Here is a 17507-nt window from a genome sequence, read left to right on the forward strand (position 1 = left end):
GCTGCGCATTGACGTGCGGCGGGCAAAGCCGGTCGATACGATTCCCCACGAAGGGAAGCTGCCCCTTCATGCATCCCTTTTTGCAAGACGGTACATTGTTGATGAGCTGGGCCCGCGGGGCAATCGATGAAGCGATTGCCCCGCGGGCTTTTTTCTGTGCTATAATCAAGGAAAACCTGTATGCGAAGGAGGAAACGCCTGTGGAATGCTGGGCGAAAAAGGACGAGGCAGGCCGGGTGACAAAGTCGCTGCTGCACCACTGCGTGGACGCAGGGATGATGGCGCGTGCGCTGCTGGATGCGGCCTTTCGCGGCGGCGTGGGTGAGCAGCTCGCTTCGCTCTTCGGCGGGTACGCCGCCCTGAACGCCGTCTCCTTTTTTGCGGCGCTGCACGACCTGGGCAAGTGTCACCCCGCTTTTCAGGAGGGCGGCATGAGCTACCGCCACGAGATCGGCACCGAGGAGATGCTGCTGCGTCTCATGACCGACCCCGCGATTTTGGGCGATCACGCCTGGAAGCGGGGGGAGGCCGCCCTGCGGATGTTTTCCAAAGCCCTGCGGCTGCACCACCAGCATGGCACGGTCGGCAATACGAGGATGGATGCGCGCGCGCTGCCCGCGTATCAGGCCGCGCAGGCGGAGCTGTTTGCGGCGCTGCGGGCCGTCTTTTCGCCGGATTTTGGGGCGGTGCGGCAATGCGGGAACTGGAGCGCTGCCGGTGCCCTGGTGTGGGGCGTTACGGTGCTGGCGGACTGGCTGGCCTCCGGCATGGAGGCGTTTTCGCAGATCGACGAGGCGCTGCCGATTTCCGAGTACGCCGCGCGCGCACGCTCCGCGGCCTTTCGCGCGGCGGAGGCGGCGGGCCTGAACGCGCAGGACGCGCTGCCCTGCGGCGGCTACGGCGACCTCTTTCCGTTCCTGCGGGAGGACATGCTGCGGCCGCTGCAGCGCGCGTGCGCACGGCTCGCGGAGGGCTGGGGCGGAGATGCGCCGGGGCTCGTGCTGATCGAAGGCCCCATGGGCGAGGGGAAGACAGAGGCTGCGCTGTACCTGGCTGCGCACCTGATGCGCGCCTTTCATAAGGCCGGCGTGTACATGGGAATGCCCACGGCTGCGACGAGCAACAGCATGTACCTGCGGTTGAAGGACATGCTGCACGCATGCGGCGCCGGGGATCCGATGCTCGTGCACGGGCAGGCGTGGGCCGTCCGGGCGGAAATGGGCGAGGTATCGGAGGCTCGCGCGTGGCTGCATCCGTCGCGCCGTGCGCTGCTCGCCCAGTACGGCGTGGGCACCGTCGATCAGGCGATGCTGGGCGTGATGCCCGTGCGCGCGGGCGTGCTGCGGCTGCTGGGCCTGTCCTCCAAGGTGCTCGTGCTCGACGAGGTGCACGCCTACGACGCCTACATGCAGGAGATCCTCTGCAGGCTGCTCGCCTGGTGCGCTGTGCTCGGCATACCGGTGGTGCTGCTTTCGGCGACGCTGCCCTCCGCGCTGCGAAAAAAGCTGCTTTGCGCCTACGCGCCCAATGCGAACCTCGAGGCCGACGCGCATTATCCGCGCGTGACGCAGGTCTTCACCGACGGACGCGTGGCGCTGACGCCCGTAGAGGGGACGTACATGCGAAGGCGCGTGCAGGTGGAGCAGGCGGCCATTCTGGGCGACCCCGCCGCCATCGCCAAGCGCGCCTGCAAGGAGGCGGAGCGGGGAGGCTGCGTCGGCGTCATCGTCAACACGGTGGACGACGCCCAGCGCGTCTATGCGGCGCTGCGGAAGGTCGCCGGGTGCGAAACGCTGCTCTTTCACGCGCGCTTCGAGCTTTCCAGGCGGCTGGAGATCGAGCGGCGCTGCATCCGCCTGTTCGGCCGGGGCGGCGAGCGCCCGCAGCGGGCGATTCTGGTGGCGACGCAGGTGGTGGAGCAGAGCATCGACATCGACCTGGATCTGCTGCTCACGGCGGTTTGCCCCGTCGACCTGCTGCTTCAGCGCGTGGGACGCATGCACCGGCACGAGGGAACGCCGCGTCCTGCGCATCTTTCCGCGCCGCGCGTGGTCGTGATGACGCCGCCGTCGCTTTCAGGAGAGCGCGTCGCGGGCGTGCAGGTCTACGAGAAAGTGCTGATTGAGCGCACGCTGCGGACGCTGGATGGGCGCGAGACGCTGCGTCTGCCGGAGGACATCGCGCCGCTGGTGGAGGCGGTGTACGATGCGGTGCAGATCGCGGCCTGCGATGCGGGGCAGCGCAAGCTCATGCAGGATCTGCTCCGCTCGCGCAATGCGATGGTCGCCGCGTATCCCGATCCCTACGAAGACGATTTCTTCATGTGCGAGATGGACGAAATGGCCACGTATTCCGACAGCGACGACGCGGTAGCGGCCAGGGTCGCGACGCGCGACGGTGCGTCGGGCGGTCGCGCGGTACTGCTATCGCCGGGGGAAAGTGCGCCCGGAGCGGTCAGCCGCGAGCAGGCGCAGCAATGGCTCAAGCGCACATTCCCATTGCCCTACGGCTGCCGTGCGCCGGTGGATGCGGCCAGCGGAAAAGGCGTCCTCTTTGGCGTGACGTTCCTGCCCACGCAGGCGGATGGGGGAACCGTGCTGGCGGACGGCAGGCGGCTATGGAGCGACGGGAAGATGGGCATCGTGTATGCGGAGAAATGAGCGAAAGGAATAAAAAATCACATAAATAAAGAAAGAAAATTATTCATGTTTGACATAAACGCGGCGGGGTGTTATAATCTGTAAATGGCTTATGGGCTATACGGCTTGCCTGCCGGACGTTTGTACCACCCAAGCGTCTTAAGGGAACGGCTGGAATTGGAAAAGAAATGGGAACGCAATGCGAATGTAGTGTAAAAGAAGTGTCTGCCCCACGCACGTGGGGGTGAACCGGATGTCCGTCGGGCGCAGGCCGTGCGTTTGGGCGTCTGCCCCACGCACGTGGGGGTGAACCGGGCCTTGTAGGCGTAGACAAACGCGCCGGAACGTCTGCCCCACGCACGTGGGGGTGAACCGGCATCGACTCAATCACAGGTTGCTGCGGCAAAGTCTGCCCCACGCACGTGGGGGTGAACCGCGCATCCAGGCCGAGCGCGCGGCGCGCTGCACGTCTGCCCCACGCACGTGGGGGTGAACCGCACGTACCATAATTTTGAGCTTGATTGAAGTCGTCTGCCCCATGCACGTGGGGGTGAACCGCATGAGGGCGAGAAAGTCAAGGCCGGTCACGAGTCTGCCCCACGCGCGTGGGGGTGAACCGGTATCGGCGGGGTACGCGCCCGCGTAGGACGCGTTTACCTCACTCACGTGGGCTCCAGCGCAGGCAGAGAAGACATACAAAGGAGGAAACGCTATTGCACTTTAACGTGCTGTATGAACCCTGCATACGGGTGGAACACCTAAGCGGGGAGACGAATATTCTGGGCATCGCGGACGTGTTGCGGCAGGCACACCAGCTGCGCACCATCCGCGGGGATACGCCGGTGGAGGAATACGCGCTGCACCGGCTGCTCATCGCCTTCATCAGTGATTTTTACAGACCCCACAGCGCACGGGATATCGGCGATTTAGTAGCGCAGGAATGTTTTAGGCCGGAAGACGTGGACAAATATGAGAAAACGTGCCACGAGGAGGGGGTCACGTTCGACCTCTTCGACGAAAGCAGGCCCTTTTTGCAGACGCCCGGACTGACGAAGCCTGTCGTCGAGGCGGGCAGGCTCTTCCTCCAAATCCCGACGGGCAATAACCACGTTTTTATGACGCATTTAGACAGGATACAAAGGGCGTTTTCGCCGATGGAATGCCTAGCGGGGCTGGCGACGCTCGCGCCTTACGCGATCATGCTCGGGCGTTCTACGCATTATTCTGCTGTGGGCTTGCCGCCCGTCTACTTCCTGTACGCGGGAAAAACTCTCTTTGAGACGCTGGCCTTGAGCATGGTTCACGCCCGGGCGTATCCGGACGAATCCCTGTATGCGCAGCCGCCTGTCTCCTGGCGAGACCCCATGCCCGTGTCCGCGGGTGGCCCGCCGCCCGGCGTTTCCTATCTGTCCGGGCTCACGTCGCAGCCGCGCCGCGTGCGCCTGCTGCCGCAGATGGAGGATGGGCACATCGTGGTCCGCCAAATGGCGTTTGACAAGGGGTATGATTACGCGCAGGTGGTCTATCAGGACCCGCATGCCCTCTATGTTCAGAAGGACGACGAACTTCAAAGTCTCAAAGCCCAGGAGAGCCGGGCGGTCTGGCGCGATGTCGGCGCGATGACGGCCCCCCAAAACCGCCTCGCGCTGCGCGGCAACCTTAAAGATAAGCGCCCGAAGGAGGCACCGGCCGTCGTGCCGCTGCGCGCTTACGCGCTTGTCACCCAGAAGAAAATCGCGACGCGTGCACCGATCGCCTGGTGGCGCGAAGAACTGCCCCTGCGGGCGAGCCTGCTGGCGGACGAACACCTGGCCCAGGCTTACAATAGCTGCCTGAAGGACATGGAGGAGATCGCCCGCATGCTCATGAACGTCTTGCGGAAGACGACTGGGCAGCTTCGAGAGAAGAAGGCGCAGGCCAGGCAGGTGAAGGGACGCTACGCCTGCTTTTCGCAGGAGGTGGGCGCGTTGTTTCTGGAGGAAAGCCGCCGCTTTGCGCTGGAGGAGCTGCCCGGGAAGCTTGAAAAGGCGGAGGATGCGCTCGCCGTTCGGAGGGATGCGGTTTTCAATATGGCAAAGCGCGCGGTCTGTATCCTCGACAGCTTTATGGATCGCTTTTCCCCGACGGCCGAACGCCTGGAATGGCAGGCGCGTGCATGCGGCGCGCTGCGCTCGATGACGTATAAGTATCGAAAAGATCAGGGATTGCTTCAGGAGGTGAAGCCGGATGGAGATAAGACAGAAGAAAAAGCAGGAGACAAAGGAGCGGATCACGGCGTTTCTAGGCCGCGTGCAGAGGCTGACGAAGGGCGAACGCACAGCGCTCAAGCGCGCGCTCGGCAAGACGACCGATAGCGCGCCGTCCTCTGCGTACGCGGCGTTCTGCCGCGCGCTGGCCGCGCCGCTGCCCCGGTGGGAGTCGGAGGAACCGTGGTTTCTCTGCGCCTGCGGCTTTTGCGCGATGGAGCGCCTGCGGGAGCGGCAGGAAGCTGCGGCGGACGACGAACAGTCGCCGGATGGGCCGAAGGCGCAGGCGTTTGCCCGGTGCCTGTACCTGCTCGATCAAAAGAAGGGCACGGCGGACCTGGAGCACAGGCTCAAGCAGCTGGCCGACACGCCGCTTCGCGAATCCCCGGCGTACTTTGCGGAGAAGCTGGCGGGCGCGCTGCGGTACCTGACGGTCGAGGGCTATCTCGTGCATTTTGCGGATCTGCTGTACGACCTGCGCAACTGGGACGCACCTGACGGCCGGGTGCAAAAGGCCTGGATGCGCGCGTATTACCTGAGCGGAACGGAATCGAATCAGGCGCAAGAACCCGGCGAACAGCCGAGTGATGAGGAGGATACAAACGATGCTGATTGAGATACACATGATGAAGAGCTTCCCCCCGACGAACCTCAACCGGGACGTGAGCGGCGCTCCGAAGACCTGCTATTACGGCGGCGTGCAGCGCGGACGCATTTCGAGCCAGTGCCTCAAGCACGCGTGGCGTGAGAACAGCGCGTTTTTCCAAACATATCGGGGCATCCGCACGCGCAGGATGCCGGAGCAGGTCTGTGAAAAGCTGAGCAAAATGGGGGTCAATCCCGCCTACCTCGAAGCCGTGAAGCACAAACTGACCGGCTTTGGCAACAAGAAAGGGCAAGAGTCCCGCGACGGCCTGACGTCGCAGATCATCTTCTATTCCGAGGAGGACGTTGAAGCGATCGCCCAGACGGTCAAGGAAACGCTGGACGATTGCAAGAGCGTGAGCGACGTGAAGAAGATCGGCGTCAAGACGTGGCAGGAGAAGCTGAAGGCCGCCGCGCGCCCCATCTCGCTGGACATGGCGCTCTTCGGCCGCATGGTGACGGACGACGCCTTCCGGAACGTGGAGGCGTCCATACAGGTGGCGCACGCCATCTCCACGCACGCCGTCAACCTGGAGACGGACTTCTTCACCGCCGTAGACGACCTGAAGGACGCGGCGAATGGGGACGATGCGGGCTCCGCCATGATGGGCGACTGCGACTACGACGCCTGCTGCTATTACCTATACGCCGCGCTCGATACGGATCAGCTCCTGAAAAACGCCCAGGGCTCGCCCGAGGTGCTTTCGGCGCTGCCGCAGGTCGTGTCCGAGCTCGTGCGCGCGATGGCCTTCACCAACCCCTCCGGCAAGCAGAATACGTTCGCCGGGCACACCCTGCCCGCCCTCGTCGCGGTGGAGAGGAAGACGGAGAAGGTGCCCGTGAGCTATGCCGCGGCCTTTGAAAAGCCGATCTTCAGCAGAGACGGCTATGCGGCCAAGAGCGTGGAGGCGCTCGCAAAGCACGTGGACAAGGTGGCGCACAATTACGGGGTTCGGGCGGACGAGCGGCTTTGGTTCTGCCCGATCTGCGACGCCAGCCCGGATGAGGCGGTGAAGATGGAGACGCTGCCGCAGCTGCTGGAGCGGGTGCAGACCTGGATGGCGGAGGCGTGAGGCGATGGCGAAGATGCTGATGCTCCGGCTGGAGGGCGTCCTGCAGTCCTGGGGCGAACACTCACGCTTCGACTCCAGGGACAGCGCCTCCATGCCCACCAAGTCGGGCGTCGTCGGGCTGCTCGCCTGCGCGCTGGGCTGGCCCCGGGGAGACGCGCACATCGCGGCGCTCGACCGCTCCCTGCGCATGGCCGTGCGCGCGGATCGACCCGGCACGCGGACGGTGGATTTTCAGACGGTGACGGGACAAAACGGCTACCTGCTCAGTTCGCAGGGGACAAAGCGCGATGGCGAGCCGACGCTGGTCACCACGCGGCAGTATTTGGAGGACGCCTGCTTTACCGTCGCGCTCGCGGGCGACGAGGCGCTGCTCGAAACCTGTGCCGGGGCGCTTCGGCGTCCCGTGTGGCAGCTCTACCTGGGCCGCAAGAGCTGCGTGCCCACGCGGCCCGTCCTGCTGGGTCTGCGGGATTTTGACTCGCTGGAGCAGGCCGTCGCCGACGAGGCGCGCGCACAGCGCTCCCGGCCCGGCCCCCTCTCCTGCGAGATCGAGACGGACGCGGCCCATTTGGACGGGGCCGTAGCCGCGCGCTACGACGCGGTGCGGGAAAGCGGCATTCGTTATGACGTGCGCTACGTGCGCCTTACCGGCGTGAATCCGCCCGAGGCGAAACATGCGGAGGAGGTGGCGGCATGTACCTGAGCCTGTTTTATCTGGATCGAAGCGCGCCGTCCGTCCGCCAGTGCCTGCGAAACGCGCACGACATGCACCGCACGGTGATGTCCGGCTTTGCGGACGTGCCGCCAGCCGCCGCGCGCTGCGAGCTGGGCGTGCTCTATCGCCTGCAGGAGGTGCGGGAGGGACTTCGCCTGTACGTCCTCTCCGAGGCCCTGCCGGACTGGAGCGGCCTGAAGGCAGGCTTTCACCCGGCGGCGGGCTCGCCTAAGGATTTGAGCGGCCTGCGGGAAGCGATGTCCCCCGGCCTCGCGCTTTCCTTTAATCTGCTGTGCATCCCGGCGAAAAAGGTGAAGTGCGGCACGAAGAATTCGCGCCGCCGCCTGCTTACGACGCCCGAGGAGCGCGCGGCGTGGCTGCAGCGAAAGGCGGAGCAAAACGGCTTTGCGCTGCGCTGGTTTCGCGAGGATGGGCAGGAGCGGGCCTACGTCCGCAGGGCCGGTGAGTCCGCGGTGCATACGGGCGTGCGCTTCTGCGGCGAGCTGTGCGTGGAGGATCCACAGCGCTTCTGGCAGGCGTTCGCGTCGGGCATCGGCGCGGGCAAGGCGTACGGCATGGGCATGATGATGCTGGGAAGGACGGGGATCTGATGCCCCGGGACCTGCACGAGCTCGCCAAGCTGCGCGACAGCCTGAGCTACCTGTACGTGGACAAGGCGATCGCGGAGCGGGACGACAACGCGATCGTCATCCTGCGCAGGGGAGAGCGCATTCCCGTACCGATCTCTTCCCTGACCGTGCTGATGCTGGGCCCCGGCACGCACCTGACCCACGCGGCGGTCTGCGCCCTGGCGGACAGCGGCTGCATGGTCGTCTGGTGCGGCGAGGGCGCGCTGCGCTTTTACGGCTACGGCATGGGCGAAACGCGCTCTGCCGAGCGGCTGCTGCGCCAAGCGCGTTGCTGCATGGACGAGGCGCTGCACATCGAGGTCGTGCGGCGCATGTTCGCCCTCCGGTTTGCGGACATGCCGATGGAGGGGAAGACCGTCAGCCAGCTGCGCGGCATGGAGGGCGTCCGCGTGCGCGAGGCCTACAAGCTGTACGCCAGCCGCTACGGCATGCGCTGGCACGGGCGCAGCTACCGGCAGGACGATTGGGACGACGCGGACGAGCTGAACCAGGCGTTGTCCGCCGCGAACGCCTGTCTGTACGGGCTGTGCAACGCGGCAATCGTCTCGCTTGGCTATTCGCCGGGGCTGGGGTTTATCCATACGGGCAAGATGCTGTCGTTCGTCTACGACATCGCGGACCTGTACAAGCTGGAAACCTCGGTTCCCGTGGCCTTTGAGGCGGTGACGGGCCCGCGCGTGGACGACCTGCCGCGCGCGGTGCGCGTGCTGATGCGCAGGTGCCTGCGCGAGGCGCGCGTGCTCAAGCGCATCGCCGACGACCTTGACGCCCTATTTAACATGCACGAACAGGACGATGCGAACCGCTCCGACGTCGGCGAGCTATGGGACCCCATCAGCGGCACGGTCGTGGGCGGCGTGAATCGCGCGGAGGATGCGGATGACGGTGATCGTGATGGAGAACGTCGCTGAGGGCTTTCGCGGCGAGGTCACGCAGTGGATTTTGGAGGTCAAGGCCGGCGTATTCGTCGGCAGCATCTCCGCGGCTGTGCGCGAAAGGCTCTGGGACAAGGTGAAAAGCCGCGTGGACGACGGCGCTGCGATGATGATCTACAGCGCGCAGACCGAGCAGGGCTTTCGCATAGAGGTTTGCCGCATGCCGGATCGATACGTCGTGGACATGGAGGGCATCACACTCATCGCCCGAAATGTTCAAAAATGAGAACGGAATGCGAATCTATTGTAAAAGAAGTGTTTTCCCCACACGCGTGGGGGTGAACCGCATACGGGCTATTACGCGAGGCGATGCAGCAGGTTTTCCCCACACGCGTGGGGGTGAACCGATGCAGGAACGCAAAGAGAAGGAGGCGGCGTTGTTTTCCCCACACGCGTGGGGGTGAACCGTACAACATCGAATGAGGATTGTTCGACGTCTATGTTTTCCCCACACGCGTGGGGGTGAACCGCTCGCGCTGTGTTTTGACAAAGCCCCAACGGAGTTTTCCCCACACGCGTGGGGGTGAACCGCTCGCGCTGTGTTTTGACAAAGCCCCAACGGAGTTTTCCCCACACGCGTGGGGGTGAACCGGAGTAGAGGGGTGAGCGATATGCGCGAAAAGGAGTTTTCCCCACACGCGTGGGGGTGAACCGGAGTAGAGGGGTGAGCGATATGCGCGAAAAGGAGTTTTCCCCACACGCGTGGGGGTGAACCGGAAGCGTGAAGTATGACAACCCGTGACCGGCGGTTTTCCCCACACGCGTGGGGGTGAACCGCAAGATGAACGAAAAGATCGTATGCATCCCCGGTTTTCCCCACACGCGTGGGGGTGAACCGTACAGAGGCACTTACAGCTGCGGCCACGAGGGGTTTTCCCCACACGCGTGGGGGTGAACCGCGGATAAGGAGGGGCGCGTGCTGCGCGGCGCAGTTTTCCCCACCCGCGTGGGGGTGAACCGCTGAAGGCGACGCTCGGCAGCCTGGCCAGCGCGTTTTCCCCACCCGCGTGGGGGTGAACCGAACGGATGGGCGGCGTACCGCAGATCGAGATCGTTTTCCCCACCCGCGTGGGGGTGAACCGGTGTGAGAAATTTGGGTATCTACAAAGGAGTAGTTTTCCCCACCCGCGTGGGGGTGAACCGTCAGATCGGTAACGTTCTGCTGGCTGGCGCGAGTTTTCCCCACTCGCGTGGGGGTGAACCGAAGGAGACGGCTGTTTTTCATGCCACCTTTCAGTTTTCCCCACCCGCGTGGGGGTGAACCGTACATGTACAGCTCATAATCCGGCGGGATACAGTTTTCCCCACCCGCGTGGGGGTGAACCGCAGGAGGCGGGAAGCCTCAACGCACCGACATGGTTTTCCCCACCCGCGTGGGGGTGAACCGATCATCACGCACGGCCATGATCGCGCGTATCGGTTTTCCCCACACGCGTGGGGGTGAACCGGGTGGCATGCAGGAGGGCGCGAGGATCATTCGGTTTTCCCCACCCGCGTGGGGGTGAACCGCGACTATACAGCGCGCAGCAGTAGCCGAGGGGGTTTTCCCCACACGCGTGGGGGTGAACCGCAGCAAATGGCGAACTTGCAGTTGTCGCCCAAGTTTTCCCCACCCGCGTGGGGGTGAACCGAGATGTTTTTGTCTCCAGCGATCGCGCAGGAGGTTTTCCCCACCCGCGTGGGGGTGAACCGTGCAACGGAATCATGAAATTTGTGTTTACATTGTTTTCCCCACCCGCGTGGGGGTGAACCGCTCCAGCAGATCCTCTTTGTAGCTATGATAGAGTTTTCCCCACTCGCGTGGGGGTGAACCGCGGCTGCCGATGCGGTGCTCATGCTGGTACAGGTTTTCCCCACCCGCGTGGGGGTGAACCGTCAGATCGGTAACGTTCTGCTGGCTGGCGCGAGTTTTCCCCACTCGCGTGGGGGTGAACCGTGGGATCAATTTAATGATGAAGCGGTCGATTTTAGCCCTATATACGATTTGGCAGAGGATTTATACTGCCAGGACAATGGACGCGCAAGCATTGACCCCGTAGTGCTGTTTATGTGCGTGCTGATTCAGCATCTGTATGGAATTTCTTCGCTGCGCAGGGCCATGGCGGAGATTGACATGAACATCGCATACCGCTGGTTCCTCGGATATGCTGGCAATGACGAGCTTCCGCATTTCTCGGCCATTAGCTATAACTTCCGCAATCGGTTCAACGAGGAAAGCATTGAGAAGGTGTTTCGCTGGATATTGTAGAAGGCAAACCAAGCGGGCTATTTAACGCCATCCAACTGGGTCAAGCTTACATTTGCTGCTATGAACCTCAAAAAACTGGCTTCGTGGAAGTGGAGGGATCGGTATCCTCTTCGCTTCCTTTCCTTTGCTTTCTCTTTCCCTTTTCCCTTGAACAAGCAAGAACCCTGCTTTCTCGCTCCCTGAAAGCAGGATTCTTCGACAGGCCGGGCAGCCCGATGTTTTCACCGGACTGCTTTTTCTTTTGTGTGTGATGGCCCGGCATAGACGCCGCGACCTTCGCGCAGCGCCATTGCAAGCTGTCATCAGACAACGCACGGGAAAAAGCAAGAAAAAATTTGAAAAAATGTAGATTTTTCGCCGGAATCTGCGTCTAAACAGATGAAAGGGAGGGAAACGCATGGAGGATGTCAGGGGCCCGGACGTCTCTCGCGAAGAAAAACTTGCGCAAATGGTGGTGCAATACGAACGCATGCTGCTGCACATGTGCTATATTTACCTCCGCGACAGGGGCTTGGCCGAAGATGCGACGCAAGAAACCTTCCTGAAAGCATATAAGGCAATGCCGGCCTTCCGCGGAGAATGCAGCGAGAAAACGTGGCTGATGAAAATTGCTATGAATACCTGCCGCGATATGACGCGCGGTTCGTGGTTTCGTTGGGTGGATCGCCGTGTGGCTTTGGACATGCTGCCCGAACCGGCATCAGAGGCTGCGTATCGTGACATAGATGCGCTGGCACAGGCGATCGGCAAACTGCCGGTCAAGTATAAGGAGGTCGTCCTGCTGTACTTCTATCAGCGGATGACCATGAAGGAAGTAGCTTACTCGCTTGATATTGCCGTTCCGACCGTCTCAAAACGAATCAAGCAGGCATGCAGCAAGCTGAAAGGAATGTTAGGAAAGGAGTGGGATTTGTGAACATGGAAAGATTGCGTGACCAGGTGTATTTGGGCATCGAACGTCAATGCGCGGATCTTCCTGCCGACCCGTATCGAGTTCAGAACGTATTGCGCGCTGCCAATAAGGAAGAAAAAGCTATTGCAAAAAACAAATTGTCCATTGGCCTTGTTCTGATGCTTGCCGCAATGCTGCTGTCTGTAACGGCAGCGGCCGCTGGGTTGGTGATGGGCAGAATGGTGAAGATGAGCAGCTCTTTTGTCATCCCTGAATATACGAGAATACCGACAGCGCAGGAATGTATAGAGCGTATTGGCTATGCGCCCGTCCTGATGGAGGGATTTGAAAATGGCTATGCCTTCAAAGGGGCCAGCGTTAAAAACAACACCTTGAAAGATGAACTGAGGAATTACGTAGAAACCTATCGTTCGCTCACGTTTTACTATACGCGAGGAAAAGACGTGATCATTCTATCCGCGCAAAAGCATATGTCTGAAACGGAACACGCGGATAAAGCCATTAAAACGGCGGGCGACGTGCAGCTTTATTATACAAGCTTCCTCCATAAGGCTGTGCCGGAAGACTATGAAATGACCGACGAGGAAAAAGAAGCCAAAGAGAACGGCGAATTGGTATTTAGCTATGGAACAGCCGCTGGCGAGGTTTCAAACGTTCAGGTCTTACATTTTGAAAAAGATGGAATAGAATATATACTTACACAAATGGAGGGTGCAGCTACTGCCGATGAAATGGTTTCAATGGCGGAGGAAATCATTGGCTTTGGCGCGTAGCCGTTTCGCGCCCGCGAAAGGCGGATGCTGTCCTCCGCGCCCTCCTCATTTCCCCACGCAGAACGTTTCAAACACCCGGTCGAGGACGTCCTCGTCGAGCGTTTCGCCCGTGATCTCGCCCAGGATGTGCTGGGCGCGCGTGAGGTCCACCGCGGTCACGTCCAGCGGCATGCCCGCGTCGATGGCCGCGACCGCGTCTGAAAGCGCCGCGCAGGCCTCGCGCGCCGCCTGCACGTGGCGCGCCTGCGTCAGCGTCGCGCTCTGCGCGCCCTCCGCGGGCGCGAAGGAAACCAGGCATTCGCATAGCGCGTCCAGCCCCTCGCCGCGCTGCGCGCAGAGGGTGAGCACCGAGGCCTCCGGGCAGAGGGCCCGCACGTCCGACTCGCTCAGCGCCTGCGCAAGGTCGCTCTTGTTCAGCGCGACGACCTTCGGCGCGTCCACCTGCATGCGGAGCAGCGCTTCGTCCTCGGGCGTCAGCGCCTGCGAGCCGTCGAGCACCAGCAGCAGCACGTCTGCGCGCTCCATAGCGGTGCGCGCGCGCGTCACCCCGATGGATTCGACCACGTCCTGCGTGTCGCGCAGGCCCGCCGTGTCGGAGAGGTTCACGCGCAGCCCGCGCAGCAGGATGGATTCCGTCAGCACGTCGCGCGTGGTGCCCGGCAGGTCGGTCACGATCGCCCGCTCCTCGCGCAGCAGCGCGTTGAGCAGCGAGGACTTGCCCACGTTCGGCCGTCCCGCGATGACCACGTTGAGGCCGTCCTGCGCGACGCGGCCGCTGCGCTCGTCGCAGGCCCGGCGCAGCGTCTCGCAGAGCGCCAGCGCGCGCGCGCGCAGGTCGCCCGCGGCCTCCGCCTCGTCCACCTCGTCCGGGAAGTCCACCGCCGCCGATACGCCCGCGAGCAGATCGACGATCTGCTCGCGCGCCTCGCGGACGAAGTGCGATACGCCCCCCTCGAGCTGACGCAGCGCCTCGCGCGAGCCGCGTTCGCTGCTGGAGGAGATGAGCCGCATGACCGCCTCCGCCTGCGAAAGGTCGATGCGTCCGTTTAAAAAGGCCCGGCGCGTAAACTCGCCCGGCTCCGCGGCGCGCGCGCCGCTTGCAAGCAGCAGCGAGAGCACGCGCCGCACCTGCATGCGCCCGCCGTGACAGTGAATCTCCGCCACGTCCTCGCGCGTGTAGCTGCGCGGCGCGCGCATCAGGACGGCCATGCACTCGTCCACGCGCTCGTCCCCCTGCATGGCCCAGCCGTAGTAGAGCCGGGCGTGCGCCCATTCGCGCACGGGCTTGCCGCAGGCCGCGTGAAAGACGCGCGAAAGCACGCCCTGCGCGTCCGCGCCGCTCAGGCGCACGATGGCGATGCCGCCCTCCCCCTCGGGCGTCGCGAGCGCCGCGATGGTATCCGTCCGCAAGATCATGCCGTCCCCCTCCTTTGGTAAGCTCCATTATACCCGCATTTGCGGCGCGTGAAAAGGGGCAAAAAGCCCCCTCCCGCGCAGGCACGGAAGGGGGAGGGGCGTCAATCGACGGTGACCTCGCTGGTGTCGCCCTGCGACGCGGCCTTGAGCACGGCGGCGTACAAGAGCTTCGCCTCGCCGGAGGTGACCGTCGCGCCGGTCACGCCGTCGATGTCCGCCGGGGCGGCGGCGGCCTTGATCTGCTCCGCGATCTGCGGCAGCCACTCGCTGGGCGGCGGATTCATGGGATAGGCCTCCGGCGACAGCGTGCTCTTGCGCTCGCCGTCCTTGAAGGCGTCAAGGTCGACGTCCTTCACCGCGCCGCCCTCGAAGACGACCGTCAGCGCCGTCTGCCAGCCCTGTCCCTTGTCCTTGGCGTAGGCCTCGGACATGCGCGCGGTGTACGTCCCGTCCTTGGCGTCCGTCACAGGCGGCACGTTCTCCATGTCGGGCGACGTGCCCGCGGGCGCCTCGCTCGGCTCCGACGTCGGACTTTCCGTCGGTTGCTGCGTGGGCGCCTCGGTCGCCTGCGCGGTCGGGCTCGGCTGAGCGGTGGCGGCGGCCGTCGGGGCGGCGGTCGTGGTGGGGGTCGGCTGGGCGCTGCAGGCGGCGAGGGCCAGCGCCAAAGAGGCGCAAAGCAGGATACAGAGGGTTCGCTTCATCTTTAAGGCATTCCTTTCCGTGTTAAAATGATGCTTGTACCTTTGGTGTATGCGGCGGGAGGCAGGATTATCCCTGCGCGCGTTGTCGCGCTCAGCCAAATTCTGCGCGCACCTTGCGGGCAAGACGACATTTTTTGGCTTTCCCCTTGAAATCGTTCGGGTATGCGGGTAAAATAAGGGGATGTTTCAGAAGCATTTTCACGGACGAAAAGGAGGAACCTCATGCAGGAGGTACAGCGCATCGTCATTTTGGATTTCGGCGCACAGTATACCCAGCTGATCGCGCGCCGCGTTCGCGAGGCGAACGTCTTTTGCGAAGTCGTCCCATATCATACGTCCCTGGAGGACATCCGGGCCAAGCGTCCCGCAGGCGTCATCCTCTCGGGAGGGCCCGCCTCGGTGCTCGACGCGGACGCTCCGACGGTCGATCCGGGTCTGTACGCGCTGGGCGTGCCGGTGCTGGGCATCTGCTACGGCATGCAGCTCACCGCGCACCTGCTCGGCGGGCGCGTGGAGCGTGCGGCGCAGCGCGAGTACGGCCGCGTGCAGGTGGAGATGGACACGGAGAGCCGCCTGTTGGCTGGGCTTTCGCCCGTGTCGCAGTGCTGGATGAGCCACACCTACCACGTGACCGCCGCGCCGGAGGGCTTCGTCTCGATCGCCCGGTCCGCAAACTGCGGTTTCTGCGCGATGCAGGATGCGGCGCGCGGCATCTACTGCGTGCAGTTCCACCCGGAGGTCACCCACAGCGAGGAGGGGCAGCGGGTGCTGCGCAACTTCGTGCTGGACATCTGCGGCTGCCGGGGGGACTGGACGATGTCCGCCTTCGTCCGGGACGCGGTCGCGTCGATCCAAAGGACCGTGGGCGGCGGGCGCGTGCTGCTGGGGCTCTCCGGCGGCGTGGATTCCTCCGTCGCGGCGGCGCTGATTTCAAAGGCCATCGGGGAGCGGCTGACCTGCGTGTACGTGGATCACGGCTTCATGCGAAAGGACGAGACGGAGCAGGTGAAGGACGTGTTTACGAACCTGTTCCCGGTAAACCTCGTCGCGGTGGACGCGCGCGATCGCTTCCTCCAGGCGGTTGCGGGCGTCGCCGAGCCGGAGCAGAAGCGCAAGATCATCGGGGCGGAGTTCGTCGCGGTCTTTGCGCAGGAGGCCGAAAAGATCGGGGCGGTGGACTTCCTCGCGCAGGGCACAATTTACCCGGACGTGATCGAGTCCGGTTCGGTCAAGGGCAGCGCGGTCATCAAGTCGCACCACAACGTCGGGGGCCTGCCCGAAAACCTGCGGTTCAAGGCGCTGCTGGAGCCGCTGCGCATGCTCTTCAAGGACGAGGTGCGCAAGGTCGGGGAGGAGCTGGGCATGCCCGCGGACATGGTCTGGCGTCAGCCGTTCCCGGGGCCGGGCCTCGCGATCCGCATCGTCGGGGACATCACGGAGGAAAAGCTTGGCATCGTTCGCGAGAGCGACGCGATTTTGCGCGCGGAGGTCGGCGCGGCGGGGCTGGAGCGCTCGATCAACCAGTACTTCACGGTGCTGACGGGCGTGCGCTCGGTGGGCGTCATGGGCGACGAGCGCACATACGACTACACCGTGGCCATCCGCGCTGTCACCACCGACGACTTCATGACCGTGGACTGGGCGCGCCTGCCGTACGACCTGCTGGCCCGCGTCTCCGAGCGCATCGTCAACGAGGTCGGCCACGTGAACCGCGTGGTGTTCGACATCACCACCAAGCCCCCGGCATCGGTGGAGTGGGAATGAGAGACGCCGCCCGCAAAGCCGCATAAACAGGCGCTTTGCCGAGGCGAAACCCGCCGTTTGATAGCGGATTGACAGAAGCCGCCATTTGACCGCTTGCTTTTTTCACGCCCGTGGGACGAGTGGTTTACAGGTGTATATCCTTATCCAAGACAAAAGGTCTTGCCGGCTTTCGCAGTTAGCAAGACCTTTTGTTATTTTTGGGGTTGGGTTGCTTTTGAAAATCTTCCGTCAACATATCGCTCAATCCTTGTGAAATCACTCGTGCCCGCCGCCGACAAGACGATAGGCGAACGAAAGAAAGCATTACAGGCGCTAAAAAAGGAACTTGACGGCTACAAATCTGTCAAGGGACAAATCAATGTTGCGGCGGTGCAACAGGAAAACGTCACTTTTCGCAAGCAAAACGAACAGTATAAAGTCATACTTCGTGAGCTTGGGTTTCTTCATTCACCAGAAAAAAAGAGTATCTACGATATGATGAACAACCGATAATTTATTTCCACATTATATTGACTTTCATGCGCATGTTAGTATATAATATATATGCGCATGAAAGTGAGGCGAATATATGGCGCAAAAAAAGATGGGGCGTCCACCATCTGGCGATAAACCGATGAAAGAACGGATATTTGTTTTAGTCAATGATGAAACAAAAGACAAGCTGGAGCAATGCAAAAAAGCATTGGGAACAACAACGTCTGATGTTGTCCGTAAAGGTATCGACAAGGTGTTTGATAGCCTCGAAAAAAAATAGAAGGAAGCGGCGGATCCCACACAAAGCAACTCGCC

Annotated in this window: 15 protein-coding genes, 1 pseudogene and 2 CRISPR repeat arrays; of the genes and pseudogenes, 14 read left to right on the forward strand and 2 right to left on the reverse strand. The window is 62.7% G+C overall.

The genetic code is table 11. The annotated features are described in order from the left end of the window. Positions 1 to 200: 200 nt before the first annotated feature. The 11 genes and pseudogenes from cas3 to C1725_RS04755 all read left to right on the forward strand — a co-directional run bounded on the left by cas3 (position 201) and on the right by C1725_RS04755 (position 12837). The gene (cas3, locus tag C1725_RS04705) at positions 201 to 2660 is read left to right on the forward strand and encodes a CRISPR-associated helicase Cas3' (RefSeq protein WP_346026350.1); all 2460 of its coding nucleotides are present in this window, start codon (positions 201 to 203) and stop codon (positions 2658 to 2660) included. Positions 2661 to 2862: 202 nt separating this feature from the next. Further along, positions 2863 to 3258: direct repeats of the CRISPR family, unit length 29 nt; unit sequence GTCTGCCCCACGCACGTGGGGGTGAACCG. Between the two features lie 94 nt (positions 3259 to 3352). Continuing rightward, the gene (gene casA / locus C1725_RS04710; RefSeq protein WP_102410517.1) at positions 3353 to 4993 is read left to right on the forward strand and encodes a type I-E CRISPR-associated protein Cse1/CasA; all 1641 of its coding nucleotides are present in this window, start codon (positions 3353 to 3355) and stop codon (positions 4991 to 4993) included. Further along, on the forward strand, positions 4929 to 5501 hold the full coding sequence (gene casB / locus C1725_RS04715; protein WP_346026868.1) for a type I-E CRISPR-associated protein Cse2/CasB: 573 nt from the start codon (positions 4929 to 4931) through the stop codon (positions 5499 to 5501). The genes casA and casB overlap by 65 nt, the downstream gene beginning before the upstream one ends. Beyond that, positions 5491 to 6603: a type I-E CRISPR-associated protein Cas7/Cse4/CasC gene (gene cas7e, locus C1725_RS04720; protein WP_346026351.1), complete on the forward strand. Its 1113-nt coding sequence runs from the start codon at positions 5491 to 5493 to the stop codon at positions 6601 to 6603. The genes casB and cas7e overlap by 11 nt, the downstream gene beginning before the upstream one ends. Positions 6604 to 6607: 4 nt before the next feature. Next, entirely contained in the window at positions 6608 to 7306 is a 699-nt protein-coding gene (gene cas5e, locus C1725_RS04725) for a type I-E CRISPR-associated protein Cas5/CasD (RefSeq protein ID WP_102410520.1), read from the forward strand. Further along, positions 7297 to 7929: a type I-E CRISPR-associated protein Cas6/Cse3/CasE gene (cas6e, locus tag C1725_RS04730; RefSeq protein ID WP_102410521.1), complete on the forward strand. Its 633-nt coding sequence runs from the start codon at positions 7297 to 7299 to the stop codon at positions 7927 to 7929. The genes cas5e and cas6e overlap by 10 nt, the downstream gene beginning before the upstream one ends. After that, on the forward strand, positions 7929 to 8879 hold the full coding sequence (gene cas1e / locus C1725_RS04735) for a type I-E CRISPR-associated endonuclease Cas1e (protein WP_102410522.1): 951 nt from the start codon (positions 7929 to 7931) through the stop codon (positions 8877 to 8879). Before cas6e ends, cas1e begins: the two co-directional genes overlap by 1 nt. Then, positions 8848 to 9129: a type I-E CRISPR-associated endoribonuclease Cas2e gene (gene cas2e / locus C1725_RS04740; protein WP_102410523.1), complete on the forward strand. Its 282-nt coding sequence runs from the start codon at positions 8848 to 8850 to the stop codon at positions 9127 to 9129. The genes cas1e and cas2e overlap by 32 nt, the downstream gene beginning before the upstream one ends. 31 nt (positions 9130 to 9160) lie before the next feature. Beyond that, positions 9161 to 10839: direct repeats of the CRISPR family, unit length 29 nt; unit sequence GTTTTCCCCACCCGCGTGGGGGTGAACCG. A 27-nt stretch (positions 10840 to 10866) separates the two neighbouring features. Beyond that, a pseudogene (locus C1725_RS04745) lies at positions 10867 to 11151 on the forward strand (transposase); the annotation flags it as partial. 397 nt (positions 11152 to 11548) lie between these two features. Next, positions 11549 to 12067: a sigma-70 family RNA polymerase sigma factor gene (locus C1725_RS04750; protein ID WP_102410524.1), complete on the forward strand. Its 519-nt coding sequence runs from the start codon at positions 11549 to 11551 to the stop codon at positions 12065 to 12067. Further along, positions 12064 to 12837: a hypothetical protein gene (locus C1725_RS04755; RefSeq protein ID WP_102410525.1), complete on the forward strand. Its 774-nt coding sequence runs from the start codon at positions 12064 to 12066 to the stop codon at positions 12835 to 12837. The genes C1725_RS04750 and C1725_RS04755 overlap by 4 nt, the downstream gene beginning before the upstream one ends. 45 nt (positions 12838 to 12882) lie before the next feature. Here C1725_RS04755 and mnmE read toward each other — a convergent pair whose 3' ends face one another. Further along, positions 12883 to 14253 (reverse strand): tRNA uridine-5-carboxymethylaminomethyl(34) synthesis GTPase MnmE, encoded by a 1371-nt coding sequence (mnmE, locus tag C1725_RS04760; RefSeq protein ID WP_102410526.1) that lies wholly within the window; start codon positions 14251 to 14253, stop codon positions 12883 to 12885. A 101-nt stretch (positions 14254 to 14354) separates the two neighbouring features. After that, complete coding sequence (locus C1725_RS04765) at positions 14355 to 14954, reverse strand: hypothetical protein (protein WP_102410527.1); 600 nt, start codon at positions 14952 to 14954, stop codon at positions 14355 to 14357. Positions 14955 to 15176: 222 nt separating this feature from the next. On the opposite strand from C1725_RS04765, the gene guaA reads away from it, so the two are divergent. The 3 genes from guaA (at position 15177) to C1725_RS04780 (ending at position 17472) form a co-directional block, all read left to right on the forward strand. Further along, complete coding sequence (gene guaA / locus C1725_RS04770; RefSeq protein WP_102410528.1) at positions 15177 to 16718, forward strand: glutamine-hydrolyzing GMP synthase; 1542 nt, start codon at positions 15177 to 15179, stop codon at positions 16716 to 16718. 159 nt (positions 16719 to 16877) lie between these two features. Continuing rightward, positions 16878 to 17210: a hypothetical protein gene (locus C1725_RS04775; RefSeq protein ID WP_102410529.1), complete on the forward strand. Its 333-nt coding sequence runs from the start codon at positions 16878 to 16880 to the stop codon at positions 17208 to 17210. Positions 17211 to 17286: 76 nt separating this feature from the next. Beyond that, positions 17287 to 17472 (forward strand): ribbon-helix-helix domain-containing protein, encoded by a 186-nt coding sequence (locus C1725_RS04780; protein WP_102410530.1) that lies wholly within the window; start codon positions 17287 to 17289, stop codon positions 17470 to 17472. Positions 17473 to 17507 lie beyond the last annotated feature (35 nt).

The organism is Beduinella massiliensis, assembly GCF_900199405.1.
Classification (GTDB): domain Bacteria; phylum Bacillota; class Clostridia; order Christensenellales; family Aristaeellaceae; genus Beduinella; species Beduinella massiliensis.